Annotated in this window: 18 protein-coding genes; 13 read left to right on the top strand and 5 right to left on the bottom strand. The window is 74.7% G+C overall.

What is annotated here, in order from left to right; all coding sequences use genetic code 11:
• Nucleotides 1-160: 160 nt before the first annotated feature.
• Both guaB and ACFVUH_RS06115 read left to right on the top strand, forming a co-directional pair.
• On the top strand, nt 161-1,666 hold the full coding sequence (guaB, locus tag ACFVUH_RS06120) for an IMP dehydrogenase (protein ID WP_355358460.1): 1,506 nt from the start codon (nt 161-163) through the stop codon (nt 1,664-1,666).
• Nucleotides 1,667-1,847: 181 nt separating this feature from the next.
• Nucleotides 1,848-2,975, top strand: coding sequence for a GuaB3 family IMP dehydrogenase-related protein (locus tag ACFVUH_RS06115; RefSeq protein ID WP_355358463.1), 1,128 nt, complete (start codon nt 1,848-1,850; stop codon nt 2,973-2,975).
• Nucleotides 2,976-3,039: 64 nt separating this feature from the next.
• On the opposite strand, the gene ACFVUH_RS06110 is transcribed toward ACFVUH_RS06115, so the two are convergent.
• Nucleotides 3,040-3,651, bottom strand: coding sequence for a hypothetical protein (locus ACFVUH_RS06110; RefSeq protein WP_387911508.1), 612 nt, complete (start codon nt 3,649-3,651; stop codon nt 3,040-3,042).
• Between the two features lie 253 nt (nt 3,652-3,904).
• On the opposite strand from ACFVUH_RS06110, the gene ACFVUH_RS06105 reads away from it, so the two are divergent.
• Nucleotides 3,905-5,800, top strand: coding sequence for a serine/threonine-protein kinase (locus tag ACFVUH_RS06105; RefSeq protein WP_387911506.1), 1,896 nt, complete (start codon nt 3,905-3,907; stop codon nt 5,798-5,800).
• 32 nt (nt 5,801-5,832) lie between these two features.
• Here ACFVUH_RS06105 and ACFVUH_RS06100 read toward each other — a convergent pair whose 3' ends face one another.
• Entirely contained in the window at nt 5,833-6,369 is a 537-nt protein-coding gene (locus tag ACFVUH_RS06100; RefSeq protein ID WP_387911504.1) for an SHOCT domain-containing protein, read from the bottom strand.
• Between the two features lie 86 nt (nt 6,370-6,455).
• On the opposite strand from ACFVUH_RS06100, the gene ACFVUH_RS06095 reads away from it, so the two are divergent.
• The 7 genes from ACFVUH_RS06095 to ACFVUH_RS06065 all read left to right on the top strand — a co-directional run bounded on the left by ACFVUH_RS06095 (nt 6,456) and on the right by ACFVUH_RS06065 (nt 18,838).
• The gene (locus ACFVUH_RS06095) at nt 6,456-7,559 is read left to right on the top strand and encodes a protein kinase (protein ID WP_387911502.1); all 1,104 of its coding nucleotides are present in this window, start codon (nt 6,456-6,458) and stop codon (nt 7,557-7,559) included.
• 173 nt (nt 7,560-7,732) lie between these two features.
• Nucleotides 7,733-9,526, top strand: coding sequence for a protein kinase (locus ACFVUH_RS06090; protein WP_387911501.1), 1,794 nt, complete (start codon nt 7,733-7,735; stop codon nt 9,524-9,526).
• Between the two features lie 95 nt (nt 9,527-9,621).
• Entirely contained in the window at nt 9,622-11,265 is a 1,644-nt protein-coding gene (locus ACFVUH_RS06085) for a succinic semialdehyde dehydrogenase (RefSeq protein WP_387911499.1), read from the top strand.
• Nucleotides 11,266-11,325: 60 nt separating this feature from the next.
• Nucleotides 11,326-13,116 (top strand): GMC oxidoreductase, encoded by a 1,791-nt coding sequence (locus ACFVUH_RS06080; RefSeq protein ID WP_387911497.1) that lies wholly within the window; start codon nt 11,326-11,328, stop codon nt 13,114-13,116.
• A 393-nt stretch (nt 13,117-13,509) separates the two neighbouring features.
• On the top strand, nt 13,510-14,943 hold the full coding sequence (locus ACFVUH_RS06075) for a hypothetical protein (protein ID WP_387911495.1): 1,434 nt from the start codon (nt 13,510-13,512) through the stop codon (nt 14,941-14,943).
• A gap of 1,029 nt (nt 14,944-15,972) precedes the next feature.
• A complete protein-coding gene (gene guaA, locus ACFVUH_RS06070; protein ID WP_355358489.1) occupies nt 15,973-17,568 on the top strand; it encodes a glutamine-hydrolyzing GMP synthase in 1,596 nt (531 codons plus the stop codon).
• A gap of 208 nt (nt 17,569-17,776) precedes the next feature.
• A complete protein-coding gene (locus tag ACFVUH_RS06065; RefSeq protein ID WP_387911493.1) occupies nt 17,777-18,838 on the top strand; it encodes a Rieske 2Fe-2S domain-containing protein in 1,062 nt (353 codons plus the stop codon).
• Here the strand turns inward: ACFVUH_RS06065 and ACFVUH_RS06060 are convergent.
• On the bottom strand, nt 18,835-19,059 hold the full coding sequence (locus tag ACFVUH_RS06060) for a hypothetical protein (protein WP_387911490.1): 225 nt from the start codon (nt 19,057-19,059) through the stop codon (nt 18,835-18,837). The genes ACFVUH_RS06065 and ACFVUH_RS06060 overlap by 4 nt on opposite strands.
• On the bottom strand, nt 19,056-20,606 hold the full coding sequence (locus ACFVUH_RS06055; protein WP_387911489.1) for a PspC domain-containing protein: 1,551 nt from the start codon (nt 20,604-20,606) through the stop codon (nt 19,056-19,058). Before ACFVUH_RS06055 ends, ACFVUH_RS06060 begins: the two co-directional genes overlap by 4 nt.
• Before the next feature lie 273 nt (nt 20,607-20,879).
• Between ACFVUH_RS06055 and ACFVUH_RS06050 the strand changes: the two genes are divergently transcribed.
• The 3 genes from ACFVUH_RS06050 to pcrA all read left to right on the top strand — a co-directional run bounded on the left by ACFVUH_RS06050 (nt 20,880) and on the right by pcrA (nt 25,668).
• On the top strand, nt 20,880-22,220 hold the full coding sequence (locus tag ACFVUH_RS06050) for a PspC domain-containing protein (RefSeq protein WP_387911815.1): 1,341 nt from the start codon (nt 20,880-20,882) through the stop codon (nt 22,218-22,220).
• Nucleotides 22,213-22,890 carry a response regulator transcription factor gene (locus ACFVUH_RS06045; RefSeq protein WP_355358501.1) on the top strand — a complete coding sequence of 226 codons (678 nt, stop codon included), beginning with the start codon at nt 22,213-22,215 and terminating at the stop codon, nt 22,888-22,890. Before ACFVUH_RS06050 ends, ACFVUH_RS06045 begins: the two co-directional genes overlap by 8 nt.
• A gap of 81 nt (nt 22,891-22,971) precedes the next feature.
• On the top strand, nt 22,972-25,668 hold the full coding sequence (gene pcrA / locus ACFVUH_RS06040; protein WP_387911487.1) for a DNA helicase PcrA: 2,697 nt from the start codon (nt 22,972-22,974) through the stop codon (nt 25,666-25,668).
• Nucleotides 25,669-25,702: 34 nt separating this feature from the next.
• Here pcrA and ACFVUH_RS06035 read toward each other — a convergent pair whose 3' ends face one another.
• Nucleotides 25,703-26,566 carry a peptidoglycan DD-metalloendopeptidase family protein gene (locus ACFVUH_RS06035; RefSeq protein ID WP_387911486.1) on the bottom strand — a complete coding sequence of 288 codons (864 nt, stop codon included), beginning with the start codon at nt 26,564-26,566 and terminating at the stop codon, nt 25,703-25,705.
• Between the last annotated feature and the right edge of the window lie 295 nt (nt 26,567-26,861).

The following is a 26,861-nucleotide window of genomic DNA, read 5'->3' as shown; positions in this document are numbered from 1 at the left end:
CGGGTCGCCAAAGTTTCGACGGTGTGCACGGGGTTTCCCTGGAGGATCCTCCAACGGTCACGGCCACCGGGCTTTCGGCGTCCGAGCGAGTGAGCTGATGACAGCGCCCCCACCTGCAGGGCGCGAGCTGATCGAGCCGGCCACGGAAGGTACCCCCGAAATGTCTTACAACGCCGCAGGCGTACCCGAGAAGTTCGCGATGCTCGGACTCACGTACGACGACGTCCTGCTGCTGCCGGGGGCGTCCGAGGTGCTGCCGAACGAGGTCGACACCTCCTCGCGGGTCTCCCGCAACGTGCGCGTCAACATTCCGCTGCTCTCCGCGGCGATGGACAAGGTCACCGAGTCGCGGATGGCGATCGCGATGGCCCGTCAGGGCGGCGTCGGCGTCCTGCACCGCAACCTGTCGGTCGAGGACCAGGCCAACCAGGTCGACCTGGTGAAGCGCTCCGAGTCGGGCATGGTCACCGACCCGATCACGGTCGGCCCGGAGACCACGCTGGGCGAGGCCGACGCGCTCTGTGCCAAGTTCCGGATCTCCGGTGTGCCGATCGCCGACGAGAGCGGCAAGCTGCTCGGCATCGTCACCAACCGCGACATGGCCTTCGAGACCGACCGCACCCGCCAGGTCCGCGAGATCATGACCCCGATGCCGCTGATCACCGGCAAGGTCGGCATCTCCGGCGTCGACGCGATGGCGCTGCTGCGCCGCCACAAGATCGAGAAGCTGCCGCTGGTCGACGACGACGGCCGGATCAAGGGCCTCATCACGGTCAAGGACTTCGTCAAGGCCGAGCAGTACCCCAACGCCGCCAAGGACTCCGAGGGCCGGCTGCTGGTCGGTGCCGCCGTCGGCGCCAGCGCCGAGGCCTTCGACCGGGCCCAGGCCCTGGTCGAGGCGGGCGTGGACTTCCTGGTCGTCGACACCTCGCACGGCCACAGCCACAACGCGCTGGCCTGGATCGCGAAGATCAAGTCGGCCGTCAAGGTCGACGTGGTCGGCGGCAACGTCGCCACCCGCGACGGCGCCCAGGCGCTGATCGACGCCGGCGTGGACGGCGTCAAGGTCGGCGTCGGCCCGGGCTCCATCTGCACCACCCGCGTGGTCGCCGGCATCGGCGTCCCGCAGGTCACCGCGATCTACGAGGCCGCGCTGGCCTGCCAGGCGGCCGGCGTGCCGGTCATCGGCGACGGCGGCCTGCAGTACTCCGGCGACATCGGCAAGGCGCTGGCCGCCGGCGCCGACACCGTGATGCTGGGCTCGCTGCTGGCCGGCTGCGAGGAGTCCCCGGGCGAGCTGCTGTTCATCAACGGCAAGCAGTACAAGTCCTACCGCGGCATGGGTTCGCTGGGCGCGATGCAGTCCCGCGGCCAGGGCCGCTCCTACTCCAAGGACCGCTACTTCCAGGCCGAGGTGGCCTCGGACGACAAGCTCGTCCCCGAGGGCATCGAGGGCCAGGTGCCCTACCGCGGCCCGCTCGGCGCGGTGCTGCACCAGCTGGTCGGCGGTCTGCGCCAGACCATGGGCTACGTGGGCGCCGCCAACGTCGCCGAGATGGAGAGCAAGGGCCGGTTCGTCCGGATCACCTCGGCGGGCCTCAAGGAGAGCCACCCGCACGACATCCAGATGACCGTCGAGGCGCCGAACTACAGCGCCCGCCGCTGAGCGGGGCACCCGGCCGCGGGGCCCGCCACCGAGGGGTGGCGGGCCCCGCGGGCTGTCCGGAGACCGTCTGCCGGGGGACCGGGGGCCGGGCGGGGCCGTGCGAGGGCGGACGGGTGCGGGATACTGGGGGGCGGCCGGGGTGACCCGGCGGGCATGAGCAACACCACCAGAAGGGCTCGAAGTGACTGAGATCGAGATCGGGCGAGGCAAGCGCGGCCGTCGGGCGTACTCCTTCGACGACATCGCCGTCGTCCCCAGCCGCCGTACGCGTGACCCGAAGGAGGTCTCGATCGCCTGGCAGATCGACGCCTACCGCTTCGAGCTGCCGTTCCTGGCCGCGCCCATGGACAGCGTGGTCTCCCCGCAGCAGGCCATCGCCATCGGCCGCCTCGGCGGCCTCGGCGTGCTGAACCTGGAAGGCCTCTGGACCCGCTACGAGGACCCGCAGCCGCTGCTCGACGAGATCGCCGCGATCACCGACGAGTCCGCCGCGACCCGCCGCCTGCAGGAGATCTACGCCGAGCCGATCAAGGCCGAGCTGATCAAGCAGCGGATCCAGGAGGTCCGCGACTCCGGCGTGGTCACCGCCGCCGCGCTCTCGCCGCAGCGCACCGCCGAGTTCTCCAAGGCCGTCGTGGACGCCGGGGTCGACGTCTTCGTCATCCGCGGCACCACCGTCTCCGCCGAGCACGTCTCCGGCGCGGCCGAGCCGCTCAACCTGAAGCAGTTCATCTACGAGCTGGACGTCCCGGTCATCGTCGGCGGCTGCGCGACCTACACCGCCGCGCTGCACCTGATGCGCACCGGCGCGGCCGGCGTGCTGGTCGGCTTCGGCGGCGGCGCCGCGCACACCACCCGCAACGTGCTCGGCATCCAGGTGCCGATGGCCACCGCCGTCGCCGACGTCGCCGCCGCGCGCCGCGACTACATGGACGAGTCCGGCGGCCGCTACGTGCACGTCATCGCGGACGGCGGCGTCGGCTACAGCGGCGACATCCCGAAGGCGGTCGCCTGCGGCGCCGACGCGGTGATGATCGGTGCCGCGCTGGCCCGCGCCACCGACGCGCCCGGCAAGGGCTACCACTGGGGCATGGAGGCCGTCCACGAGGAGCTGCCGCGCGGCAAGCGGGTCGACCTCGGCACCGTCGGCAGCACCGAGGAGATCCTCACCGGCCCGTCGCACACCCCGGACGGCACCATGAACCTGTTCGGCGCGCTGCGCCGGGCGATGGCGACCACCGGGTACACCGAGCTCAAGGAGTTCCAGCGGGTCGAGGTGACCGTCAACCCGGCGCTCAACCACCGCTGAGCCCGTTCTCCCGGGGCCCCCGTCGCGCACCGCGCCGGGGGCCCCGCGCCGTGTCGGCGCGGGTTCACTGGCGGGTGGCGGCGCGGCGGGTGAGCAGGAAGCCGCCGATCACGGCGATGCCGAAGAAAACCAGGTCCAGCGGGCGGCGGCCGTCGCGCCAGAGCGGGAGGGCGTCGCGCAGCAGCTCGCCGTAGCCGGTGCCCGCCAGCTCGTGCAGCCGGCGGGTCTGCCCGAGTAGCTGGCCGAGGAACAGCGCGCCGGACGCCAGCAACGCGCCCAGCGGCGGCAGCATCCGGCCCGGGCCGCCGAGCCGGCCCAGCGGCCAGGCGACCGCCGCCGCGGGGGCGATGGCCAGCCAGCCGACGGTGGCCTCCGCGCGGGCCGGGGCGCAGCCGAACGCCGCGGCGCCGGCCAGCATCGCGAGGACGGCCAGCGCGACGGCCGGGCCCGTCCGGTGCCGGCGGCGACGGCGTTCCGGGGCGCCGCCGGTGCCGTCGGCCGCACCGGTCCCGGCCGGGTCGGCCGGTTCGACGGGGCGGTAACCGGCCACCGGGGCGCCGGGCATCCCGGGGGCCACGTAGCCCTCGGGGGTCTCCGGTTCCGGTGCGACCGAGAAGTGCGGGGCCGTGGGCGGCCGGACCGACTGGCCGTCAGCGCCCGGTTCGGATGCGGTCATGGACGTCGTGTTCCCCCCGGAAAGACGGTGAGCTGCCGAACGGTAGCAGGGCCCGGACCGGGGTCGACAGAGTTTTCGATCACGGATCGGGCACGGAGCGCCGCCCCGACCCGGGCGCGCGCCAGGGTGGCCGGGGGCCGGGTGGTCGGGGGCGCGCGTGACAGGGGATGATGGAGGCTTGGGCGCTCGGGCCCGACGCCGGTCCGACACGCCGTCACCACGACCGCCAGCAGCACATGGGGGAACGTTCCGAATGACCCAGGCGCAGGGTTCCAACGGCCGCCTCCTGGCCGGACGCTACCGGCTGAACGACGTCCTCGGACGCGGCGGCATGGGCACCGTCTGGCGCGCCGAGGACGAAATGCTGGGCCGGACGGTCGCGGTCAAGGAACTGCGGATGAACGCCAGCGTGGACGAGGACGAGAAGCACCGGCTGATCGTCCGCACCCTGCGCGAGGCCAAGGCGACGGCGCGGATCCGGCACAACTCGGCGGTCACCGTCTTCGACGTGGTCGAGGAGGACGACCGGCCGTGGATCGTCATGGAGCTGGTCGAGTCCCGCTCGCTGGCGGACGTGGTCCGCGAGGACGGCCCGCTGGCGCCGGCCCGGGCGGCGGAGATCGCGCTGGACGTGCTCGGCGTGCTGAGCGCCGCCCACGCGCTCGGCATCCTGCACCGGGACGTCAAGCCGTCCAACGTGCTGATCGGCGAGGACGGCCGGGTGGTGCTCACCGACTTCGGCATCGCCAGCGTGGAGGGCGACAGCTCGGTGACCTCCACCGGGATGCTGGTCGGCGCGCCCTCGTACATATCCCCGGAGCGGGCCCAGGGGCAGAAGCCCGGACCGCCGGCCGACCTGTGGTCGCTGGGCGGCACGCTGTACGCGATGGTCGAGGGCCGGCCCCCGTACGACCGGGGCTCGGCGCTGGCGACCCTGACCGCGGTGATGACGGAGGAGCTGTCCGCCCCGGCGAACGCGGGGCCGCTGCTGCCGGTGATCGAGGGGCTGCTGGCCAAGGACCCGGCGAAGCGGCTGACCGCCTCGCAGACCCGGGCGATGCTCAAGCGGGTGGTCGCCGAGGCGACCGCGCGGGCCGAGTCGACCACCGAGCAGGCGGTGCCGGTCGCGGACGGCGGCGCGAAGCGGCCGATCGGCGGGCTGCTGGGGACGGTGCGGGTGGGCAGCCGGGCCGGGGACGCCGGGAAGGGGGAGCCGACGGCGCCGGTGGTGCCCGGCGAGCCTTCGGGGGCGGCGGGTGCCGCGGGCGGGTCGGGTCCGTCGGATCCTTCGGGTTCGGACACGGATGCGGTACGGCCGGTCACCAGTGAGTGGACGCTGGGCGCGACCCAGGCGGCCGGGGCCGACCCGCGCACCGGTCGGCGGCGGCTGGCCGTGGCGACGGTCGTGGTGGTGCTGCTGCTGATCGCGGGCGTGGTCGCGCTGGTGCAGGCGCTCGGCGGCTCCGACGAGGGCTCGGCGAACGGCGCGCGCGGCACCGTGGCGGCGGACGTCACGCCGGGCGGCGCGGCGCCGGTGACGGTTTCGGAGAGCTCCGGTCCGACGCAGGACGCGGCGCCCGAGCCCGCCCCCACGCCGAGTGCGGACCCGACGCCGAGCGACACGCCGACGCCCACGCCGACCCCGACCCCGACTCCGACGCCCACGCCGACCCCGACGCCCACGCCGACGGCGACCGGGGCGGCGGTGCCGGCCGGCTACCACGAGTACAAGGACCCGTCCGGCTTCTCCGTCGTGCTGCCCGACTGGCTGCAGCCGTCGGGCTCGGAGCCGACCCGCCGCACCTTCAAGGGCAACGGCAGCACCCTGCGGATCGAGTGGACGACCAGCCCGGGGCCGAGCGCGCTCGCCGACTGGCAGGACGCCGAGCCGGGGCTGCGCGGCCAGGTGACCAACTACCAGCGGGTGCAGCTGCAGTCCGTCGCCTACCGGGAGTGGACCAACGCGGCCGACTGGGAGTGGACCAGCGGCAGCCCGCGCACGCACTCGCTGAACCGCGGCTTCGTCACCGGCTCCCCGGCCAAGTACGGCTACGCGATCTACTGGACGACGCCGGACGCGGACTGGGCCGCCCCGCAGAACGTGCAGGCCCGCCAGGCCGCCTTCGACACCTTCCAGCCGGCGTCGTGATCGGTCCGCGCTGATGGCCGTGCGGCTGCGGGTCAGCCGATCAGGCGGTGCTTCGCGCGGGTGAACTCCTCCTCGGTGAGGGCGCCGGCGGTGCGCAGGGCGGCCAGTCGTTCCAGCTGTTCCAGCAGCTCGGCGCCGGAGGCGGCGGCTGCGGGGGCCGGGGCGTCGAGGGCCTTCCGGGAGGACTGGCGGGCGTTCAGGGCGGTGGTGCGGATCCGCTCGGCGAACATCTCCGCCTTGACCACGTCCTCGAAGCGGTGCGAACCGGTCAGCGCGACCACCAGCAGCACCTCGCCGTTGATCCGGGTCCTGGTGACGGTCGCGTCGGTGACCGCCTCCAGCGGAACCGGGACCGGGGGCTTGCCGTCCTTGAGGAAGAGCAGCCGGTGGGTGGTCAGGACCAGGACGCCCTTGCGGAAGTGGTCGGGGTGGCGCCCGGCCGTGGAGGCGACCGGCTTCTCGTCGGGGGCGACGTTCGCCTCGACGGTGCGCAGGGCCTCGGCCCGGGTGCCGTTGTTGCTGCTGCCGGCCGCGTCGAAGGCCGCGTCGATCAGATCGGTCCAGTCCATGGACCGAGGGTAATCCGGGGTGCCCGCGCGGTGCCTTCCGTGGCCGGACTGGGCCTAGGCTTGGCGGTGAGCGGAGAGGAACACGCATGCGAGCGGGCCCGGGGCAGGTGCTGGCGGGGCGTTACCGGCTGACGGACCGGCCGGAGGCGCTGAGCGCGTTCGCCGTGGACGAGCGGAGCGGCGACGTCGTCCGGCTGCGTGCGTGGGAGCTTCCCGCGTCGCTGATCGGCGATCAGGAGCCGGACGGCTCCGGGCCGGTCGAGGGCGAGCGGCTGGTCCGCCGGGTGGCGGCGGTCGGTGCCGCCGCACCGCGGCATCCGCGGCTGCTGCAGGGCGCCGGGGCGTTCGTCGAGGGCGACCGGCTCTGGACCGTCGAGGAGCGGCAGGCCGGTCGGCCGCTGGCCGCGCTGCTCGCGGACGGGCCGCTGCCGCCGTACCGGGCGGCGGAGGTCGCCGCGGACCTCGCCGCGGCGCTGCGGGCGCTGCACGACGCGGGCCTGGCGCACGGGAACCTGACCGCCGGTTCGGTGCTGGTCTGCGAGGACGGCGCGGCGCTGCTGGGCGGACTGCTCCCGGGGGTGGCCGAGGAGGTGCTGGCCGAGGAGCTGGGCGGCCCGGGCGGGCGGCGCCGCTACGAGGTGCGGGCCGAGCTGGTCGGGTCGGTGGCGGAGCGCTGGCCGTTGGACGGCGGTCCGGCCGGCGACTGCTGGGCGCTCGGGGTGCTGCTGCACCGGATGGTGACCGGTCGCGCGCCGTACCCGGAGAGCGGGGTGCCGGAGCTGGTGACGGCGGTGCGGGAGGGCCGGCGGGTGCCGTCGGAGGCGTGCGGGCCGCTGGGGCCGCTGGTGGAGCGGCTGCTGCAGCCCGATCCGGCGCGGCGGCCGACGGCCGCGGAGGTCCGGCTGGAGCTGGCGGAGCTGCTGGCGGGCGCGCCGGAGCCGGCGGCCGGCGAGCGGGTGGCGCCGCCGCTGCCGGAGCAGCGTCGCGCGCCCGGGCGGCGCGGTGGGGTGAAGCGCGACGGTGCGGCGAAGCGTGACGGTGCGGCGGGTGCCGAGCGGCCGCGGGCGGAGGCGTCCGGACCGGACCGGCCGCCGCGGATCCCGCCGGCGCTGCTGGGCCCGGTCCTGGTGGGCGGGGTGTTCCTGCTGCTGCTGCTCGGCGTGGTGGCCGTGGTGCTGTTCGCAGGCTGACGGGGCCGGTGGGAACGTGGTCGCCGAGGTGGCGGGTGGGGGAGATTACCGGGGGAGGACCGGGGCGCCTAATGTGTCCGTGGGATTTGTTCGATTCAGCGGTCTGCACCGAGTGGTCTGCGCCGGGCCCTCCGTCGCGGTGACGGCAGGTGGATGAGGGGGAGCGGTCGCGGATGGGCGCGCAGGACCGGCCGGAGTCGGCCGAGGCGGAGCGGCTGCTGGCCGGGCGCTACGAGTTGGGCGAGCGGCTGGGCCGCGGCGGGATGGGCACCGTGTGGCGGGCCCGGGACCGGATGCTGGACCGTGAGGTCGCGGTCAAGGAGCTGACCGTCAACCACCTCCCCGAGGAGGAGCTGCAGATCCTGCACGCCCGGATGAAGCGGGAGGCCGCCGCGGCCGCCCGGATCAAGCACCCCGGCGTGATCACCGTGCACGACGTGCTGGAGCAGGACGGCCGGCCGTGGATCGTCATGGAGCTGGTCGACGGCCGCTCGCTGGCCGATGTGATCAGCCAGGACGGCACGCTGCCGCCGCGCGCCGCCGCCGAGGTGGGCGGCCAGGTGCTGGCCGCGCTGCACCGGGGCCACCAGCTGGGTGTGCTGCACCGGGACGTGAAGCCGGCCAATGTGCTGCTGGAGCACGGGACCGGGCGGGCGGTGCTGCTGGACTTCGGCATCGCGACCTACGAGGGCTCGGCCGAGCTGACCCGGCCGGGCGACCTGGTCGGTTCGCCGGACTACCTGGCGCCGGAGCGGGCACAGGGCGAGCGGCCGGGCCCGGCCTCCGACCTGTGGGGGCTCGGCGCGACGCTGTACGCGGCGGTGGAGGGCGACTCGCCGTTCCGCCGCACCTCGCCGCTGACCACGCTGGCCGCGGTGGTCGGGGATCCGCTGCCGGAGCCGCGCCGGGCCGGGCCGCTGGGGCCGGTGCTGGCCGCGCTGATGGCCAAGGACCCGGAGGACCGGCCGACCGCGGACGAGGCGGCCCGGATGCTGGCCGAGGTGCAGGCCGGGCACACCCTCGGGTTCAAGCCGGTCACGCCGGTGCGGATACCGACCCAGTCGGTGCCGGTGGTGGACCGGTCGGGCGACGCGGGTCAGCCGGGCGAGCCGGAGCGGCCGGACGGGTCGGGCGAGGTGGCCGGGCGGCCCGCCGAGGGGCCGGAGGCGGTCACCGTGCCGCGGACGGCGGCGGCCGTGGCCGAGGAGCCGCCGGCGGTGCCGTCCGCGGCGCCGTCCGTCGGGGCGGACCCGGCGCGGGAGTTCGTCGAAGGGGCGCCTGCCGGACCGGTCGCGCCGGCGGTGTACGCCGATGCGCCGGTACGCGGGCCGGCCGGGCGCCGGCGCGTGCTGCTGGTCCTGGCGATCGCGCTGGCGGTGCTGGCCACCGGGGTCGTCGCCGGGGTGTTCTACCTGAGAGGACGGCACGGCGGGTCGGACGCGGACGTGGTCAAGCCGACCCCGACCGTGGCCGAGCCGCAGCCGAGCGGACCCGGCGACGGCGTGCCCGCGCCGCCCGTCGGCTACCGCTGGGTGGACGACCCGGCCGGCTTCCGCTTCCCGCTGCCCGCGACCACCCCGGTCTGGCAGCGCAGCAGCACGCCCGACAACCAGATCTACTACAGCCCCGACAACAAGGTGCACTACCTGCAGTTCGCGGTCACCGTGGGCCAGTCGGTCCGGCCGCTGGAGCACATGCGGCAGATGGAGAGCACCGTCTCCTCGCTCAAGGACTACAAGCAGCACAAGCTGACCAGCGTCGCGGTGAACGGCCACGAGGCGGCGGTCTGGGAGTTCAGCTACCTGGCGAAGGAGGGCGGTCGCCGGCGGGCGATCGAGGCCGAGTTCATCGACAAGGACGGCACCAGCTACGCGATCTACTCGTCCAGCCCGGAGCGGGGCACCGAGTGGAACGAGGCCGAGCAGCGCTTCAACGCGGTGCTGCACTACTTCACGCCGACCCGCTGACCGGCTGACCAGCCGGTCCCTCGGGGCCGCCGGCCGTCCGGTTTGTTGTTACCGACGGGTACCGAACCGGGCGCCGAGCGCCTAGGCTGCGCCTCATGACGGACCTCACAGCAGCTGCCACGGCCAACGACCCCGCCGGCACCGGCGCGCCGGGCCGCAATCCCGCCGCACCCGGCGGCGGGCGCACCGTCGCCTCGGCCGTGCCGTCGTCCCTGGTCGCCCGCCTCGCCGCCGGGATCACCGCCACCGGCGAGCCCAGCGTGGTGGAGACGGTCGCCCCGCTGACCGGCGAGCGGCTGGCCGGCCTGCCGCAGTCCACCCCGGCGGACGTCGAGGTCGCCTTCGAGCTGGCCCGGCGCGCCCAGCCGGCCTGGGCCGCGCTGCCGGTCCGCCGTCGCGCCGCCGTCCTGCTGCGCTTCCACGACCTGCTGCTCAAGCGGCAGGAGGAGGTGCTCGACCTCGTCCAGGCGGAGACCGGCAAGGCCCGGCTGCACGCCTTCGAGGAGGTCATGGCCGTCGCCATCGCCGCCCGTCACTACGGCCGCTGCGCCCCCGCGTACCTGCGCGACAAGCGGCACCTCGGCGCGGTGCCGCTGCTCACCCAGGCCGTCGAGGCCCGCCGCCCCAAGGGCGTGGTCGGCCACATCTCGCCGTGGAACTACCCGCTGGAGCTGTCGGTCGGCGACGCCCTGCCGGCCTTCGTGGCCGGCAACGCGGTGGTCAACAAGCCGGACACGCAGACCGCGCTGACCGCGCTCTGGGCCCGTGAGCTGCTGATCGAGGCCGGGCTGCCGGCCGACCTGTGGCAGATCGTGATCGGCGACGGCCCGGTGATCGGCCCCGCCGTGGTCGAGCACGGCGACTACGTCTCGTTCACCGGCTCCACCCGCACCGGCCGCGACGTCGCCCGGCGCGCCGCCGGGCGGCTGGTCGGCGCCTCGCTCGAACTCGGCGGCAAGAACGCCATGCTGGTGCTCGCCGACGCCGACCTCGACCGGGCCGCCGAAGGCGCCGTCCGGGCCTGCTTCTCCTCGGCCGGCCAGCTCTGCATCTCGATCGAGCGGCTGCTGGTGCACCGCTCGGTGGCCGACGAGTTCCTCGCGAAGTTCGCCGCCCGCACCCGCGCGCTGCGGCTCGGCGGCGGCCTCGCGTACGGGGCCGACATGGGCTCGCTGGTCTCCTCCCGGCAGTTGGAGGCCACCACCCGGCACGTCGAGGAGGCGGTCGAGGCCGGTGCCACCGTGCTGGCCGGCGGCAGGGCCCGGCCGGACCTCGGCCCGTTCTTCTTCGAGCCGACCATCCTGGACGGCGTCACCCCGGACATGGCGGTGTGCGGCGAGGAGACCTTCGGACCGGTGGTCTCGGTCTACCGCTTCGACACCGAGGAGGAGGCGGTCGCCGCCGCCAACTCCACCCCGTACGGCCTCAACTCCAGCGTCTGGACCGGGGACGTCCGGCGCGGCCGGGCGGTCGCGGCGCGGCTGCGCACCGGCACGGTCAACGTCAACGAGGCCTACGGCGCGGCGTACGGCTCGGCCGGCTCGCCGATGGGCGGCATGGGCGACTCCGGGCTCGGCCGGCGGCACGGCGCCGAGGGCATCCTGCGGTTCACCGAGGCGCAGACGATCGCGAGCCAGCGGCTGCTGCCGCTCGCGCCGGCGCTCGGCCAGGACGACCGGCAGTACGCGGCGATGATGACCGCCGGGCTGCGGATGCTGAAGGCCCTGCGCGTCAGGTAGCCCGCCCGGCGGCAGCCGGTACCCCCGTTTCGTGGACGACTTCCGAAGGAGCAGTGGCAGATGGTGGGTTCGGCTGAGGAGCGGGAGTTCGACTACGACGTGGTGGTGGTCGGCTCCGGTTTCGGCGGTTCGGTCTCGGCGCTGCGGCTGACCGAGAAGGGCTACCGGGTCGCGGTCCTGGAGGCCGGGCGCCGCTTCGACCGCGACGAACTGCCCAGGAACTCGTGGGACGTGGCCAACTACCTGTGGGCGCCGAAGCTCGGCCTCTACGGCATCCAGCGCATCCACCTGCTGGCCAATGTGATGATCCTGGCCGGCGCGGGGGTCGGCGGCGGCTCGCTGAACTACGCCAACACCCTGTACGTGCCGCCGAAGGCGTTCTTCGAGGACCGCCAGTGGAGCCGCATCACCGACTGGCAGGAGGAGCTGGCGCCGTTCTACGACCAGGCGCGGCGGATGCTCGGGGTGCGGCTCAACCCGACCGTCACCCCGTCCGACGTCCACCTGCGGGCCGCCGCCGAGCGGATGGGCGTCGGCGACACGTTCCACATGGCGCCGGTCGGGGTCTTCTTCGGCGACGGCGAGGACGGCGACGGCACGGCGAAGGCGGCGCCCGGCGCCGAGGTGGCGGACCCGTACTTCGGCGGCGCCGGCCCGGCCCGCCGGGCCTGCGTCGAGTGCGGCGAGTGCATGACCGGCTGCCGGCACGGCGCCAAGAACATGCTCACCGAGAACTACCTGTACCTGGCCGAGCGGGGCGGCGCCGAGATCCACCCGCTCACCACGGTGGCCCGGATCCGCGAGCGGGACGGCGGCTTCGCGGTGGACGTCCGGCGCACCGACGGCCGCTCCGCCACCGACCCGGTCAAGGCCGGGGCGCGGACCATCACCGCCGCCCGGGTGGTGGTCGCGGCCGGCACCTACGGCACCCAGACGCTGCTGCACCGGATGCGCGCGGCCGGCCACCTGCCCCGGATCTCCGCCCGGCTCGGCGAGCTGACCCGGACCAACTCCGAGGCGCTGGTGGGCGCGCAGACCACCGACCGGCGGTACGGCGCCCGCGCGGACTTCACCAAGGGCGTGGCGATCACCTCCTCGATCCACCCGGACGAGAACACCCACATCGAGCCGGTCCGCTACGGCAAGGGCTCCAACGCGATGGGCGCGCTGTCGATCGCCCAGGTGCGGGGCGGCGGACGGGTCCCGCGCTGGCTGCGCTACCTCGGCAACTCGGTCAAGCACCCGGTGACCTTCGCCCGCTCGATGAACCAGTACCGCTGGTCCGAGAAGACGATCATCGGCCTGGTGATGCAGTCGCTGGACAACTCGATCACCGTCTCGCTGAAGGAGAAGGGCCTCGGCAAGGGAGCGCTGACCTCCAGCCAGGGCCACGGCGCCCCCAACCCGACCTGGATCCCGGCCGCCGAGCGCGGCGCCCGGGCGCTCGCCGACGAGATCAACGGCTTCCCCGGCGGCAGCGTCGGCGAGATCTTCGACATCCCGATGACCGCGCACTTCCTGGGCGGCTGCCCGATCGGCGACTCCCCGCTGACCGGCGTGGTCGACCCCTACCACCGGCTCCACGGACACCCCGGGATCAGTGTGGTGGACGGTGCGGCGGTCTCCGCCAACCTCGGCGTCAACCCCTCGCTGACCATCACGGCGCAGGCCGAGCGGGCCATGTCGATGTGGCCCAACAAGGGCGAGCCGGACACCCGCCCGGCGCCCGGCGAGCAGTACCGCCGGGTCGCCCCGGTCCCGCCCGCCGCCCCGGCGGTGCCGGCCGACGCGTTCGGCGCGCTGCGGCTGCCGCTGCTGGCGGTGCCGGAGGTGCCGAAGAAGCAGGTCTGACCCCGCGCCGCCCGGGCCGCCGCCCGGATCCGGGAATGTCCCGGGTGTGTCCCGAGAGCGCCCGGCGGCGCGTGAGCGGTTGACAGCCGTCCGTACCCGATGGGAGAAAGGGGCGCCCTGGGGGACCAGGAGATCGTTCGTTCGGACGGGGGGACGCGGTCCATGGCCATCTGCGCATCCTGCGGCGCGGCGTCGGCACCGGGAGCGCTCGCCTGCGCGTCCTGCGGGCGGCCGTTGGTGCCGCCACCCGCCCTGCCGCCGCCCCCACCCCCGTCGTCAGCGCCGTCGCCCGCGCCGCCCGCCGTGCCGCCGTTCCCGGGGACGCCGGGGGCGGGAGCCGGGGGGCCCTGGGGCGCAGGCCGGCGGTACGACCCGGCCGCGAACCGGCCCGCCGTGCTCCTCTGGCTGGCCGGTGCCGACTGGCGCCCGGCGCTGCGCGCGGTCGTCGCGCCCACCGCCGTGCTGCTGCTGGCCGCGCTGGTGGTCGCGATCCCGGGGGAGTTCTTCCCCTACACGGCCGTCCTCGACCACCCCTCCTACGGCACGCGCTTCGGCACCGCGCTGGCGATCGTCCTCGGCGCGCTCGGCGCACCGTTCCGCCTGGACGCAAGCCCCGGCGGCCCGGTCGGACTCGTGCGGGGCAGCGCGGTGCTGGTGCGCGCGGTCCCGCTGACCGTCACCGGGCTGTGGCTGCTCGCGCTCTGGCTCGGCCTGCGGATCGGAGCGCGCCGCGGGCAGGAGCGCACCGGCGAGCAGCAGACCCGCCGGCAGGCGACCGGCGAGGCCGTGCGCACGGCCGTGGTCGCGGCCGCGGTGACGGCGCTGCTCGGCCTGGTCGGCGGCGCCACCTGGCAACCGGGCGGCCGTTTCGACGTGGACGTGGACTCCGGGACGCTCGGGCGGGTCACCTACGAGTCCTCGGCCGGCTGGGTCGAGGCGGCCGGCTGGACGGCGCTGCTCGCCGGGCTGCTCGCCTTCGCGGTGTACGGCACGGACGCGCTGCGCTGGGCGGCCTGGCGCAACCGGGCCGTGCGCGGCTGGGCGGTCGCCGGGCTGGCGGCCGGCCGCGCGCTGGCGGTCTCGGTCGGCCTGGCGTCGGTGGTCGGTCTCGTGGTGGTCGCGGTGCTGAGCGGGGACGAGGGCGTCGGCGGCGAACCGACCGCCACCGCGACGGCCTTCCTGCCCAACGTCGGCCTGATGCTGCTCGGGCTGGGCTCCGGGGCGACCTTCCGGACCAGCAGCGTGGTGCCGGACGTCGGCGAGTCGGACTGGTACCCGGACCGCGGTGACATCGACGAGTACTCCTTCTTCGACCTGCACGGTGCGAGCGGCGACTGGCGCTGGACCGGGCTGCTCGCGCTGGCCGCCGCCGCGGTGCTCGGCTGGACGGCGTACCGGCGGCGGCTGGACGCCGCGGACCGGCTCCGGCTGGCGCTGGTGTACGGGGTGGGGCTCAGCCTGCTGACGGTGGTGTCCGGGATGCTGAGCTCGTCGAGGGCCACCGCCCGCAGCCTCGGCCTCGGCGAGGACGCCGAGTTCGAGACCGCGCTCTCCCTGGTGCCGTGGACGCTGCTGGTGGCCAACCTCGTCTGGGCGGCGGTCGGCGCGCTGGTGGTGCCGCCGTTGCTGGCGGCCCGCGACGGCCGGACGCAGGCTCCGTCGGCGAAGGTGCCGGCGCAGTCCGGGCGGGACCTGCCCGACTTCCCCGACGGCACACCGGTCGTCTCGGAGGTGATCGGCTCGGGCGACACGCAGTGGTCCGCCGCGCGGCGCCCGGAGGACGACGGGCCGGTGGACCCCGGCGTCTGGAGCCGCCGGCCGGAGTAGCCGGCCGGGGCAGCCGTCCGGTCCCGGACAGGGCAAAGGGCCCCGCGGGGGAACGGGGCCCTTTGTCGCTCAGCACTCGGCGTCAGGGCCGCGCCGGTGCTGGGTGACGGCGCCGGGGGAGGAGCGCCGTCCGGACGGTTGGCTTGACGGGCCGTACGCCACCGCTCCGGCGGGGATGGGCCGGCGAGCGCGGGCGCACAGTGCCGTGGCGGCGGTCCGGCGCGCAGGCCGGCATCGGACCATCGCTCACGGAGCGTGAGGTGATAACCGTTGCCACCGTGGGTCGCGGCGGCACCGGGACGGGACCACAGGTAGCCCGTCGGCCACCGGGAGAACCCCTTCCACGCAGCATCGTCCTGGACGAAGGGCTTGCTCTGCAACCGATTCGGCATGATTCGGTACAGGCCGTTTCCGGCCGGGCCGATGGCCGGCCCGGGTCGGGCCCGCCGCGCGGGGGTGTCGCGAGGGTCGGCGCGGGGACGGCGACGATGATCACGGTGCGTAATGATGCTGGCCGGAGCGCACAGGGACGTGCACAGCGGCGCGGGGACGGTGGGCGGGGTGCGCCGGTCCTGCGGCGGGTGCGGCGGCCGGCCCCGGGCGTCCCCGGCGGCCGGCCGCCCCACCTCCTGCCCCGGTCGCGGCCGGGGTCGCTGTCCCCTGCTGGCCGGCCGCAGCACCCGCGCGCGGTCCCACGGCGCGTCGCTCCCCGGCCGGGGCCGGTTCTCCGCGACGGCGCCACGCGCGCCGGTGGACTGGGGGTGAGCTCCACGCGTGGTCCTGCATGCCCGTACGGAGGCGCCCTGGCCGGGGCGGGGGCGACGCGTCTGGTGGGCGCGGCGCGGTCGTACGGTCCGCCCGGAGCAACGAACCGGCGCCCGTGCCGGTCACGGTCCCCGGGGCGGGCAGACGAGTGAAACCGGCCAGCCCGGTAGACTCGATGGCAGACCCCCGCCCGTCGCACTCCGCGCACCCTCCGTAGGGCGTGCCACGCGCGACACCTTTCGTACCGCTGCCGGAAGGCCGTCTGTGTCCTCTGCTACTCCCGTCCAGTCCGTACCTGAGACCGACACCGTCCTGGTCGTCGACTTCGGTGCCCAGTACGCCCAGCTCATCGCCCGTCGGGTGCGTGAGGCCCGGGTCTACAGCGAGATCGTGCCGAGCAGCATGCCGGTCGCCGAGATGCTCGCCAAGAACCCGAAGGCGATCATCCTCTCCGGCGGTCCCTCGTCGGTCTACGAGGAGGGCGCGCCGCAGCTCGACCGTGCGATCTTCGAGGCCGGCGTGCCGGTCTTCGGCATGTGCTACGGCTTCCAGCTGATGGCCACCGTGCTCGGCGGCACCGTCGACAACACCGGCGCCCGGGAGTACGGCCGCACCCCGCTGACCGTCTCGCGCACCGGCTCGACCCTGTTCGAGGGCGTCCCGGCGCAGCACTCGGTGTGGATGTCGCACGGTGACGCCTGCTCCGCGGCCCCCGAGGGCTTCACCGTCACCGCCTCCACCGACGTGGTGCCGGTCGCGGCCTTCGAGAACGACGAGGCCCGCCTCTACGGCGTCCAGTACCACCCCGAGGTGCTGCACTCCGACCACGGCCAGCAGGTCCTGGAGCACTTCCTCTACCGCGGCGCCGGCCTGGCCCCCACCTGGACCACCGGCAGCGTGGTCGAGGAGCAGGTCGCGGCGATCCGCGCCCAGGTCGGCAACAAGCGCGCCATCTGCGGCCTGTCCGGCGGCGTGGACTCGGCGGTCGCCGCCGCCCTGGTCAACAAGGCCATCGGCGACCGGCTGACCTGCGTCTACGTCGACCACGGCCTGATGCGCAAGGGCGAGACCGAGCAGGTCGAGAAGGACTTCGTGGCCGCCACCGGCGTGCAGCTGAAGGTCGTCGACGCGCAGGAGCGCTTCCTCGACGCGCTGAAGGGCGTCAGCGACCCGGAGGAGAAGCGCAAGATCATCGGCCGGGAGTTCATCCGGGTCTTCGAGCAGGCGCAGGCCGAGATCATCGCCGAGGCCGGCGAGCACGGCGAGTCGGTCGACTTCCTCGTCCAGGGCACCCTGTACCCGGACGTGGTGGAGTCCGGCGGCGGTGAGGGCACCGCCAACATCAAGTCCCACCACAACGTCGGCGGCCTGCCCGAGGACCTCCAGTTCGCGCTGGTCGAGCCGCTGCGCAAGCTGTTCAAGGACGAGGTCCGGATGGTCGGCCAGGAGCTCGGCCTGCCGGAGGAGATCGTCCAGCGCCAGCCGTTCCCGGGCCCGGGCCTGGGCATCCGGATCGTCGGCGAGGTCACCAAGGAGCGCCTGGACCTGCTGCGCGACGCCGACGCGATCGCCCGCGAGGAGCTGACCGCGGCCGGCCTGGACCGTGAGATCTGGCAGTGCCCGGTGGTCCTGCTCGCGGACGTCCGCAGCGTCGGCGTCCAGGGCGACGGCCGCACCTACGGTCACCCGATCGTGCTGCGTCCGGTGTCCTCCGAGGACGCCATGACCGCCGACTGGTCGCGCCTGCCGTACGACGTGCTGGCCCGCATCTCCACCCGCATCACCAACGAGGTCCGCGACGTCAACCGCGTCGTGCTCGACTGCACCAGCAAGCCGCCGGGCACCATCGAGTGGGAGTGAGCGCTCCCCGCCCCGGCCGGTCCTGACCGGTTCTGAACACCCGCGCCGCCGCCCCCGTACCCGGGGTCGGCGGCGCGGGTGTTCGTCGTCGGCCCGCTCGCCGACTCCGCGCCCCCGGGTGGGCCCTCCCACCGAAAGCAGCCACGAGCGGGCAGAATGCGTCCGGACCTGTCAGGCGGTGGCGGGCCGGTGAGGGAAGGTGTGGGGAATGGCGGAGGCCAGCAGCTCTGTGGCGGCCGGGACCGTCGGCGACGGCACGGCAGGGCCGCCCCCGGGCACCCAGGACGGACCGGGCCCGGCGGGCGCCACCGGACGGACCGCCGGGTGGAAGGCGGCCGGCTCGCGGCTGGCGCTGCTGCCGCTGCGGATCTTCCTCGGCGTCACCTTCGTCTACGCCTCGCTCGACAAGCTCTCCGACAGCCACTACCTGGCCGGGGCCGGCGACCCGGCCTCGTTCGTCTCGCAGACCCGGGCCGTCAAGGGTTCCAGCCCGATCGACTTCCTGCTCGGCCCGGCGCTGTCCCACCCCACCCCGTTCGCCCTGCTGGTCGCCTTCGGCGAACTCGCGGTGGGCCTGGGCACCCTGATCGGCCTCTGGGGCCGGCTCGCCGCCGCCGGCGGGGCGCTGATCAGCCTCAGCCTCTGGCTCACCATCAGCTGGTCCGTCACGCCGTACTACCTCGGCAACGACCTCGCCTACCTGATGGCCTGGACGCCGCTGGTGCTGGCCGGCACCCCGTACCTCTCGGTGGACGGCTACCTCGCCCGGCGCTCCGCCCGGGACCGCCTGCGCGGCCTGCACGAGGACCACGTCCGGCGCCGGGCCCTGATGGACGGCGGCCTCGCGGCCGTCGCGCTGGGCGGAGCCGGGCTGCTCACCGGCTCGCTGACCGCCACCTTCGGGCGGGACAAGCCCACCGCGAAGGCCGAGCAGCCGACCGCCCCGGCACCGGCCGGCGCGCCGGTCACGGTGGACGCGGCGAGCGTCCCGGTCGGCGGCTCGGCCCAGGTCAAGGACCCGGCCAGCGGCGACGCGGTCTACCTGGTGCAGCCCAAGGCCGGCCAGTACTGCGCGTTCTCCTCGGTCTGCACGCACTCCGGCTGCGCGGTCGACGCGCCGAAGAACGGCCAGCTGTACTGCCCCTGCCACGGTTCCCGGTTCGACGCGGCCACCGGCGCCGTGGTGAACGGCCCGGCCACCAAGCCGCTGCCGAAGTACCGGGTCACCAAGGAGGGCGACAAGCTGCACCTGGGCCCGCTGGAGAGCTAGTGTCCCGCATCCTGCCCGGGTTCCTCCGGCCGGGAGCGGCGTACCGCCGCCGCCACCGCCCCGGCCAGGCCGCCCAGGCCGAGCACGATGAAGGTCACCGGGATGATGATCCGGCCGTTGACCGAGACGTCGTTCACCGCCGCCACCAGGTAGAGCACCGCGATCGCGGTGAACAGCCCCCCGGCGATCAGCGAGAACAGGTCGAGTTGGTGCTTCCTCACTGCTGGACCACCTTGATGTTGCCGAGCCCGACCCTCAGCGTGAGGTCGAGCGTGCCCTTGGATTCCTGTCCGTTCACCGGGAGCAGCTGGTAGGTGCGGTTCCCCGGGCCGTCGTCGTAGCCCTCGCGGCCCGTGATGCGGACCTCGACCAGGCCGATCTCGCTGCGCACGTTGACCGTCACGTCCGTCGGCACCGTCACGGTCAGGTCGCCGGCGCCCAGCTCGGCCGAGGTGGCCAGGGTCGTGCCGGCCGGGTCGATCCGGCTGAGGTCCAGCCGCAGCGAGCCGACCCCCAGCGTGTACTTCGGCTGCAGCTCGGCGGCCGTGGCGACGGTCCAGGTGCGGTCGCCGGCCACGTTCCGGGTGGTGACCGAGGAGCCGCCGATCGCGGTCAGCGCGACGGTGAGCAGCAGACCGGGGACGACCAGCCGGCGGGCCCGGCCGAACTTGGCGCCGAGCACCAGGGTCAGCCCGATCACCAGCAGCGCGGTGGCCAGCACGGTGCCGGCCCGGACGGTGGCGCCGCCGTTGTTCGAGGCCGACCAGACGGCGCTGGCCGCGCCCACCGCCAGCAGCAGGCCGATCAGGCCGAGCGGGGAGCGCTCGCGCCGGTGCACCACCACGGGCGGGCGCGGCGCGGTCGGCGGGGCCGGCGGGACCGGTCCGGCCTCCTTGCGCAGCGGGTCGCCCTGCGGCAGGTCGGTCCGCTGCCACCACGGCTGGGCCGGGGCGCCGGGCGGCGGGGGCGGGGTGCCGTAGGGCGGGGTCGGCGCGGTGCCGCCGTACGGGTTGCGCTCGGGGTGGCGCGGGTCCCACAGGTAGCCGGACGGGCCGGCGTGCGGGGTGTCGGCGGGGACGGTGCCGGCCTCGCGCGCGGCGGCGTGCCGGGCGCGGGCCTCCTCGGCCGCGGCCGGCTCCTCGGGCGGCCAGCGGTAGCCGCTCGTGGCGGCCGCGGCGGGGTCGGCGGCGGGTCCGGCCTCTGGGAAGTAGCGGTCGTACGGGCCGCCCGGCCGCCCGCCGTCCCCGTAGCCGTGGCTGTGACCGTGGCCGTGGTGCCGGCGGCGGCCGCGGATCCGGCCGCCGCGCCGGCGCTCCGGGTCGTAGCGGACGGCCAGGAAGACCAGCCCGGCGAGCAGCAGCAGCGGGAACAGCTGGCCGCCGTCGCCCATCGAGGAGAAGAAGACGCCGGTGCCGATCACGGTCAGCAGCACCGCGCCGACCGACTGGCCGTCCACCCGGCCGGTGAGCACCCGCTGGAGCTCGGTGCGGCCGGAGCGGGTGCCGCCCTTGCCGTCCGCGCCCGGCTCGGTCGGCACGATCAGCCAGGCGAGGCCGTACAGGAACAGGCCGAGGCCGCCGGAGAGGCAGAGCACCACCGTCACGACGCGGAACACCACCGGGTCGATGTCCAGGTGCCGGCCGAGGCCGCCGCAGACGCCGGCCACCACGCGGTGGCGCTCGGCCCGGGTCAGCGGCGGTCGGTCCGGCGCCGGCGGGGCGCTCGTCCCGGCCTCGTGGAGCTCCTCTGCACGGTGGTCTTCGGTCATGCCCACCATCCTGCTGGGTGCCGGACCCCCGCCCAACCGGTCCCGCCCCTGCTCGGACCCTGACTTGTCCCTGATAAGCGTCAGGGTCCCTGCGGGGCCACACCCTGATGCGTCCGGGTCCGCCCGCGTGGAACCATCGGTGCCGTGGCAGCACCCGGTTCCGACTCCCGTCCCCTCGCCCCCGAGCCCGCACCGCCCGGGGGCGGCGACCCGTCCGCGCCCGGCGACGCGAAGCCGCCCTACCGCCGGCTGTACCGCAGCCCGCAGGGGCGGATGCTCGGCGGTGTGGCGCACGGGCTCGCCGTGCACCTCGGACTGCCCGTCAGCTGGGTGCGGATCGCCTTCGTGGTGCTGTTCTTCGCCCAGGGGCTCGGCGGACTGCTCTACGCGGCGTTCTGGTTCGTGGTGCCGATCGGCATCGGCGAGCCGCGGGTCGGCGCGCACTGGGTGTACGTCAACGGCTCCTTCGTCCCGGTCGGTTCCTGGCAGGTGGGCGGCGGCGGGGAGCTGAGCAAGGGCGCCGGCCGGCGCGGCGGATGGATCGGCCGGCTGCGCGAGGTGCTGCAGCACACCCTGCGGGGCGAGCCGGTCGAGGCCGGCGAGGGGGCCGGCGCGTCCGGCGCCGGGGCCTCCGGCCAGCGGCCGGGCGGGCTGGGCCAGCTGGCCGCGCTGGTGATGCTGGTGATCGGCGTGATCGCCCTGCTCAACGCGCTCAACGTGCAGACCGCCAAGCCGTACAGCTGGCCGCTGCTGGCGATCGGCGTCGGCGTGGCGCTGGTCTGGCGGCAGGCCGACGACTCGCGCTGGCAGCGCTGGTTCGGCCTGGAGGAGGGCGAGAAGCGGCGCGGCGCCTACACCCGGGTCGGCGCGGGCGTGCTGCTGGTGGTGGCGGGCATCATCGCCTTCCTCGCCACCCAGGGCGGCGGCTCGACGATCGGCTCGGTGATCGAGGCCTCGCTCGCGGTGCTCGCCGGTGTGCTGGTGCTGGTCGGCCCGTACGCGCTGCGGATGTGGCAGGACCTCGGCGCCGAGCGCACCGCCCGCATCCGCGCCCAGGAGCGCGCCGAGATCGCCGCCCACGTGCACGACTCGGTGCTGCACACGCTGACCCTCATTCAGCGCCGCGCCGAGGACCCCAAGGAGGTGCTGCGCCTCGCCCGGGCCCAGGAGCGCGAACTGCGGCTCTGGCTCTACCGCCCGGAGGCGGTCGCCGAGCAGGCGCCGGACACCATGGCGGAGAGCCTGCGCGCGGTGGTCGCCGAGGTCGAGGACCGGCACGGCGTCCCGGTCGAGGTGGTGATCGTCGGCGACTGCCCGATGGACGAGCGGATCGCGGCCCAGATGCAGGCCGCGAGGGAGGCGACCGTCAACGCGGCCAAGTACGGTGGCGGGGGACCGGTCCAGGTCTACGCCGAGGTCGAGGGGAGGACCGTGATGGTGTTCGTCCGCGACCACGGCCCGGGCTTCGACCCGGACACGGTCCCCGAGGACCGGATGGGCGTACGCGAGTCGATCCTCGGCCGCATGAAGCGCAACGGCGGCACCGCACGGGTGCGGCCCGCGCCGGACGGCGGGACCGAGGTCGAGCTGGAGATGGAGAGAGCGAATGACTGAGGCAGCGCCGGAGCGCCGCGCGCGGGTCGTCCTGGTCGACGACCACCGGATGTTCCGGACGGGGGTACGGGCGGAGATCGGGCGCACCGAGGCGACCGGCATCGATGTGGTCGGCGAGGCCGACGACGTGGAGTCGGCGGTCCGGGTGGTCGCCGAGACACGGCCCGACGTGGTGTTGCTGGACGTCCACCTGCCCGGTGGCGGTGGCGTCGAGGTGCTGCGCCGCTCGGCCGGGCTGATGGGCGACCCCGGGGGAGTGCGCTTCCTGGCGCTCTCGGTGTCCGACGCGGCGGAGGACGTGATCGGCGTGATCCGCGGCGGTGCCCGCGGCTACGTCACCAAGACGATCACCGGGACCGACCTGGTCGACGCGATCTTCCGGATCTCCGACGGGGACGCCGTCTTCTCGCCGCGGCTGGCCGGCTTCGTGCTGGACGCCTTCGCGGCCACCGACACCCCGCCGGTGGACGAGGACCTGGACCGGCTCACCCAGCGCGAGCGCGAGGTGCTGCGGCTGATCGCCCGCGGCTACGCGTACAAGGAGATCGCCAAGCAGCTGTTCATCTCGGTCAAGACGGTGGAGAGCCACGTCTCGGCGGTGCTGCGCAAGCTCCAGCTGAGCAACCGGCACGAGCTGACCAGGTGGGCCACCGCGCGCCGGCTGGTCTGACCCGGGTGTCCCGCGGGCCCGCCCGGTCCTGTCAAGGGCCGGGCGGGCTTGTCGGCGGGGGGCCATAGACTCGTCAGTGCCATGAGTAGCCTCTTTGACGACCTCCCGCTCCCCGGTTTCGAGGCCCCCGCCGCCGGGTCGAAGCAGCCCGCGCCGCCGATCGACGAGGAGCCGCCGCCGTACGGGGACGACGCCCCGTACGACGCCTACGAGGAGGCGATCCCCGACGGGCTCTTCCGGACCGACCACGCGGCCGAGGCCGAGCGGGACGCCTGGTACCGCAACGGCGCCGCCCGCCCGGTGATCGACCCGGCCGCGCTGCTGGAGGGCATGAACGACCCGCAGCGCGAGGCCGTGCTGCACGCCGGCTCGCCGCTGCTGATCGTGGCCGGCGCCGGCTCCGGCAAGACCAGGGTGCTGACCCACCGGATCGCCCACCTGCTGGGCGCGCGCGGGGTGCAGCCGGGCGAGATCCTGGCGATCACCTTCACCAACAAGGCCGCCGGCGAGATGCGCGAGCGCGTCGAGCAGCTGGTCGGCCCGCGCGCCCGGGCGATGTGGGTCTCCACCTTCCACAGCGCCTGCGTGCGGATCCTGCGCCGCGAGTCCAAGCTGCTCGGCTTCACCTCCTCGTTCTCGATCTACGACTCGGCCGACTCGCAGCGGCTGATGGCGCTGGTCTGCCGCGACCTCGACCTGGACCCGAAGCAGTTCCCGCCGAAGTCCTTCACCGCCAAGGTCAGCAACCTCAAGAACGAGCTGATCGACGAGGAGACCTACGCCGACCAGGCCGCCAACCCGACGGAGAAGAAGCTCGCCGAGGCGTACTTCCTCTACCAGCGGCGGCTGCGCGAGGCCAACGCCCTCGACTTCGACGACATCATCATGACGACGGTGAACCTGCTCCAGGCCTTCCCCGACGTCGCGGAGCACTACCGGCGGCGGTTCCGGCACATCCTGGTCGACGAGTACCAGGACACCAACCACGCCCAGTACACGCTGGTCCGCGAGCTGAGCGGCGGCGCGGCGGCGCACGCCCCGAAGCGCACCGTCGACGGCGACTACGTCGACCCGGCGGCCGGCCGGCTCGCCGAGGTGCCGCCCGCCGAGCTGTGCGTGGTCGGTGACGCGGACCAGTCGATCTACGCCTTCCGCGGCGCGACGATCCGCAACATCCTCCAGTTCGAGGAGGACTACCCGAACGCCACCACGATCCTGCTGGAGCAGAACTACCGCTCCACCCAGACCATCCTGAGCGCGGCCAACGCCGTCATCGAGCGCAACGCCAACCGGCGCGAGAAGAAGCTCTGGACGGCCGGCGAGGACGGCGAGAAGGTCGTCGGCTACGTCGCGGACGACGAGCACGGCGAGGCCCAGTTCATCGCCGACGAGATCGACCGGCTCACCGACGCGGGCGCGGCCAGGCCCGGCGACGTCGCGATCTTCTACCGCACCAACGCGCAGTCCCGTGTCTTCGAGGAGGTGTTCATCCGGGTCGGCCTGCCGTACAAGGTGGTCGGCGGGGTGCGCTTCTACGAGCGCAAGGAGGTCAAGGACGTCCTGGCCTACCTGCGGGTGCTGTCCAACCCGGAGGACACCGTGCCGCTGCGCCGGATCCTCAACGTGCCCAAGCGCGGCATCGGCGAGCGGGCCGAGGCGATGATCGACGCGCTGGCCGCGCGCGAGCGGATCTCCTTCGCGCAGGCGCTGCGGCGCGTCGACGAGGCGTACGGCATGGCCGCGCGCTCGGCGAACGCGGTGAAGAAGTTCAACGCGCTGATGGCCGGGCTGCGCCAGGTCGTCGAGTCCGGCGCGGGCCCGGCCGCGGTGCTGGAGGCGGTGCTGGAGGAGACCGGCTACCTGGGCGAGCTCCAGGCGTCGACCGACCCGCAGGACGAGACCCGGGTGGAGAACCTCCAGGAGCTGGCCTCGGTCGCCCTGGAGTACGAGCAGGACCCGGGCGAGCGGCCGGACGCCGGCGAGGACGGCGCGCCGCCGGTCGGCTCGCTGGCCGACTTCCTGGAGCGGGTGGCGCTGGTCGCCGACTCCGACCAGCTCCCGGATGCGAAGCAGTACGGGACCGAGGGAGGAAGCCCGGACGAGGACGAGGAGGGGCAGGGCGTCATCACGATGATGACCCTGCACACCGCCAAGGGCCTGGAGTTCCCGGTGGTCTTCCTGACCGGCATGGAGGACGGCATCTTCCCGCACATGCGGGCGCTCAACCAGGTCAAGGAGCTGGAGGAGGAGCGGCGCCTGGCGTACGTCGGGCTGACCCGGGCGCGGCAGCGGCTCTACCTGACCAGGTCGGTGCTGCGCAGCGCCTGGGGGCAGCCGTCGTACAACCCGGCCTCGCGGTTCCTGGAGGAGATCCCGGAGCCGCTGGTGGAGTGGAAGCGCACGGGGGCGGCGTCGGCGCCGGCCTCGCGCGGCTTCGGCTCGGGGTCGTCCTGGGGCGGACGGTCCTCGGGCGGTTCGGGCGGCTCCGGGGGCTCGTCGTTCGGCGGCGGGTCCTCGCGGGGCGGGTCCTCGCGCGGTTCGTCGGCCGCGGCCTCGCCGAAGGCGGGCTGGGGGCAGTCGGCGCGGCGCTCGGGCGCGGCGGTGGAGCGCGAGGTGGTCGCGCTGGCGGTCGGCGACCGGGTCACCCACGACACCTTCGGGCTGGGCACCGTGGTGGCCACCACCGGGGCCGGCGACAAGGCGCAGGCCACGGTGGACTTCGGCTCGGAGGGGCGCAAGCAACTGCTGCTGCGCTACGCGCCGGTCGAGAAGTTGTAGCGGACCGGAGGTGGTTCGGCCCGCGCCGGCGGTGTCAGCGCGGGTCGAGCCCTTGGGCGAGGAACCAGGGCAGCGGGTCGACGGGGGAGCCGCCGTCGGCCGGGCGGATCTCCAGGTGCAGGTGCGGGCCGGTGCTGTTGCCGCTGCTGCCGACGAAGGCGATGAGGTCGCCGGCCTTCACCGTGCCCTTGCGGATCTTGTACGAGCGCAGGTGGCAGTACCAGACCTCGGTGCCGTCGGCGGTCTTGAGAATGGTCATGTAGCCGTACGACGGGTTCCACTGGGTGCGGATGGTGCCGTCGGCCACGGCCATCACCTGGGTGCCGCCGTCCACCGGGAAGTCGACGCCGGTGTGCCGCTTGGCCCAGTGGGTGCCGGCCGCGCCGAACACCTCGCCGAGGCCGTGCTGGGCGACCGGCATCGCGATCGCGGGGCGCTCCGGCGCCGGGGCCTGGTCGGGGGGCGTGGTGTTCGCCTGCGCGACCGGCTGGCCGGTCTGGCCACCCTGCCCGTTCTGCCCGGCGGCGTCGGGCGTGCCCTGGGTGCCGGCGAGCGGCTGACGGGCGTCGCCGCGGGAGGCCTGGGCGGTCTCGCCGGCGGCCAGTGCCTGCTGGGCGGCCCGGGCTGCCTCGCCGTGCGCGGCGTCGGGGGAGTCGGCGGCGGTGGCCTGCTCGGGGACCCGGCCGGCGGCCTGGGCGCGCTGCTGGTCGGCCTCGCCCTGGACGGTGACGGCCGCCGCGGCGGCGACGCCGAGCGCGGCCACCGAGGGCAGCGCGACCCGCAGCAGCGCCGTGCGGGTGGCGGCCTTGGCGGCGTCGCGGCGCTGGGACCGGGACTGCTCGCGGGCGGCGAGGCGCAGTTCCGCACGGGTCGGACGGGCGGCTGCTTCGGGAGCCATCGCGGCTGCCTCCTCAGGTGGCCTCGGGCGCGTCGTCGGGCGGGGGGCTAAACGACCGAGACTGTAGCCGGAAGCCGGACATCCGGACAAAAGTCCGTATGTCAAGGGGCTGGGGGTGTGCGGTTGCGGGGTAGAACAGGGGAGGGCGGTGGGCGGTCTGTGATTTTGCCCTCGTCTTGAGGGGCGGGGCCGCCAACCAGGACGGGTGGCGCTACCCTCCCCTCAATTGGTTATTGCTCGTTAACCTCGCCCGTGCCCACAAGGTCCGGTGGGGGATGGACGACGAGGTCCGGGA

The sequence above is a fragment of the Kitasatospora sp. NPDC058032 genome (assembly GCF_042885845.1).
Lineage (GTDB): Bacteria > Actinomycetota > Actinomycetes > Streptomycetales > Streptomycetaceae > Kitasatospora.
Note: the sequence above shows the minus strand (reverse complement) of the source record. Positions and strands in the feature narration are given on the sequence as shown.

Bases quoted from the DNA above. Each gene is read 5' to 3' on its own strand.
- guaB (WP_355358460.1), top strand. From the start codon at position 161: ATGTCTTACAACGCCGCAGGCGTACCCGAGAAGTTCGCGATGCTCGGA.
- ACFVUH_RS06110 (WP_387911508.1), bottom strand. From the start codon at position 3,651: ATGACCGCATCCGAACCGGGCGCTGACGGCCAGTCGGTCCGGCCGCCC.
- ACFVUH_RS06105 (WP_387911506.1), top strand. From the start codon at position 3,905: ATGACCCAGGCGCAGGGTTCCAACGGCCGCCTCCTGGCCGGACGCTAC.
- ACFVUH_RS06100 (WP_387911504.1), bottom strand. From the start codon at position 6,369: ATGGACTGGACCGATCTGATCGACGCGGCCTTCGACGCGGCCGGCAGC.
- ACFVUH_RS06095 (WP_387911502.1), top strand. From the start codon at position 6,456: ATGCGAGCGGGCCCGGGGCAGGTGCTGGCGGGGCGTTACCGGCTGACG.
- ACFVUH_RS06090 (WP_387911501.1), top strand. From the start codon at position 7,733: ATGGGCGCGCAGGACCGGCCGGAGTCGGCCGAGGCGGAGCGGCTGCTG.
- ACFVUH_RS06085 (WP_387911499.1), top strand. From the start codon at position 9,622: ATGACGGACCTCACAGCAGCTGCCACGGCCAACGACCCCGCCGGCACC.
- ACFVUH_RS06080 (WP_387911497.1), top strand. From the start codon at position 11,326: ATGGTGGGTTCGGCTGAGGAGCGGGAGTTCGACTACGACGTGGTGGTG.
- ACFVUH_RS06065 (WP_387911493.1), top strand. From the start codon at position 17,777: ATGGCGGAGGCCAGCAGCTCTGTGGCGGCCGGGACCGTCGGCGACGGC.
- ACFVUH_RS06055 (WP_387911489.1), bottom strand. From the start codon at position 20,606: ATGACCGAAGACCACCGTGCAGAGGAGCTCCACGAGGCCGGGACGAGC.
- ACFVUH_RS06050 (WP_387911815.1), top strand. From the start codon at position 20,880: ATGCTCGGCGGTGTGGCGCACGGGCTCGCCGTGCACCTCGGACTGCCC.
- ACFVUH_RS06045 (WP_355358501.1), top strand. From the start codon at position 22,213: ATGACTGAGGCAGCGCCGGAGCGCCGCGCGCGGGTCGTCCTGGTCGAC.
- pcrA (WP_387911487.1), top strand. From the start codon at position 22,972: ATGAGTAGCCTCTTTGACGACCTCCCGCTCCCCGGTTTCGAGGCCCCC.
- ACFVUH_RS06035 (WP_387911486.1), bottom strand. From the start codon at position 26,566: ATGGCTCCCGAAGCAGCCGCCCGTCCGACCCGTGCGGAACTGCGCCTC.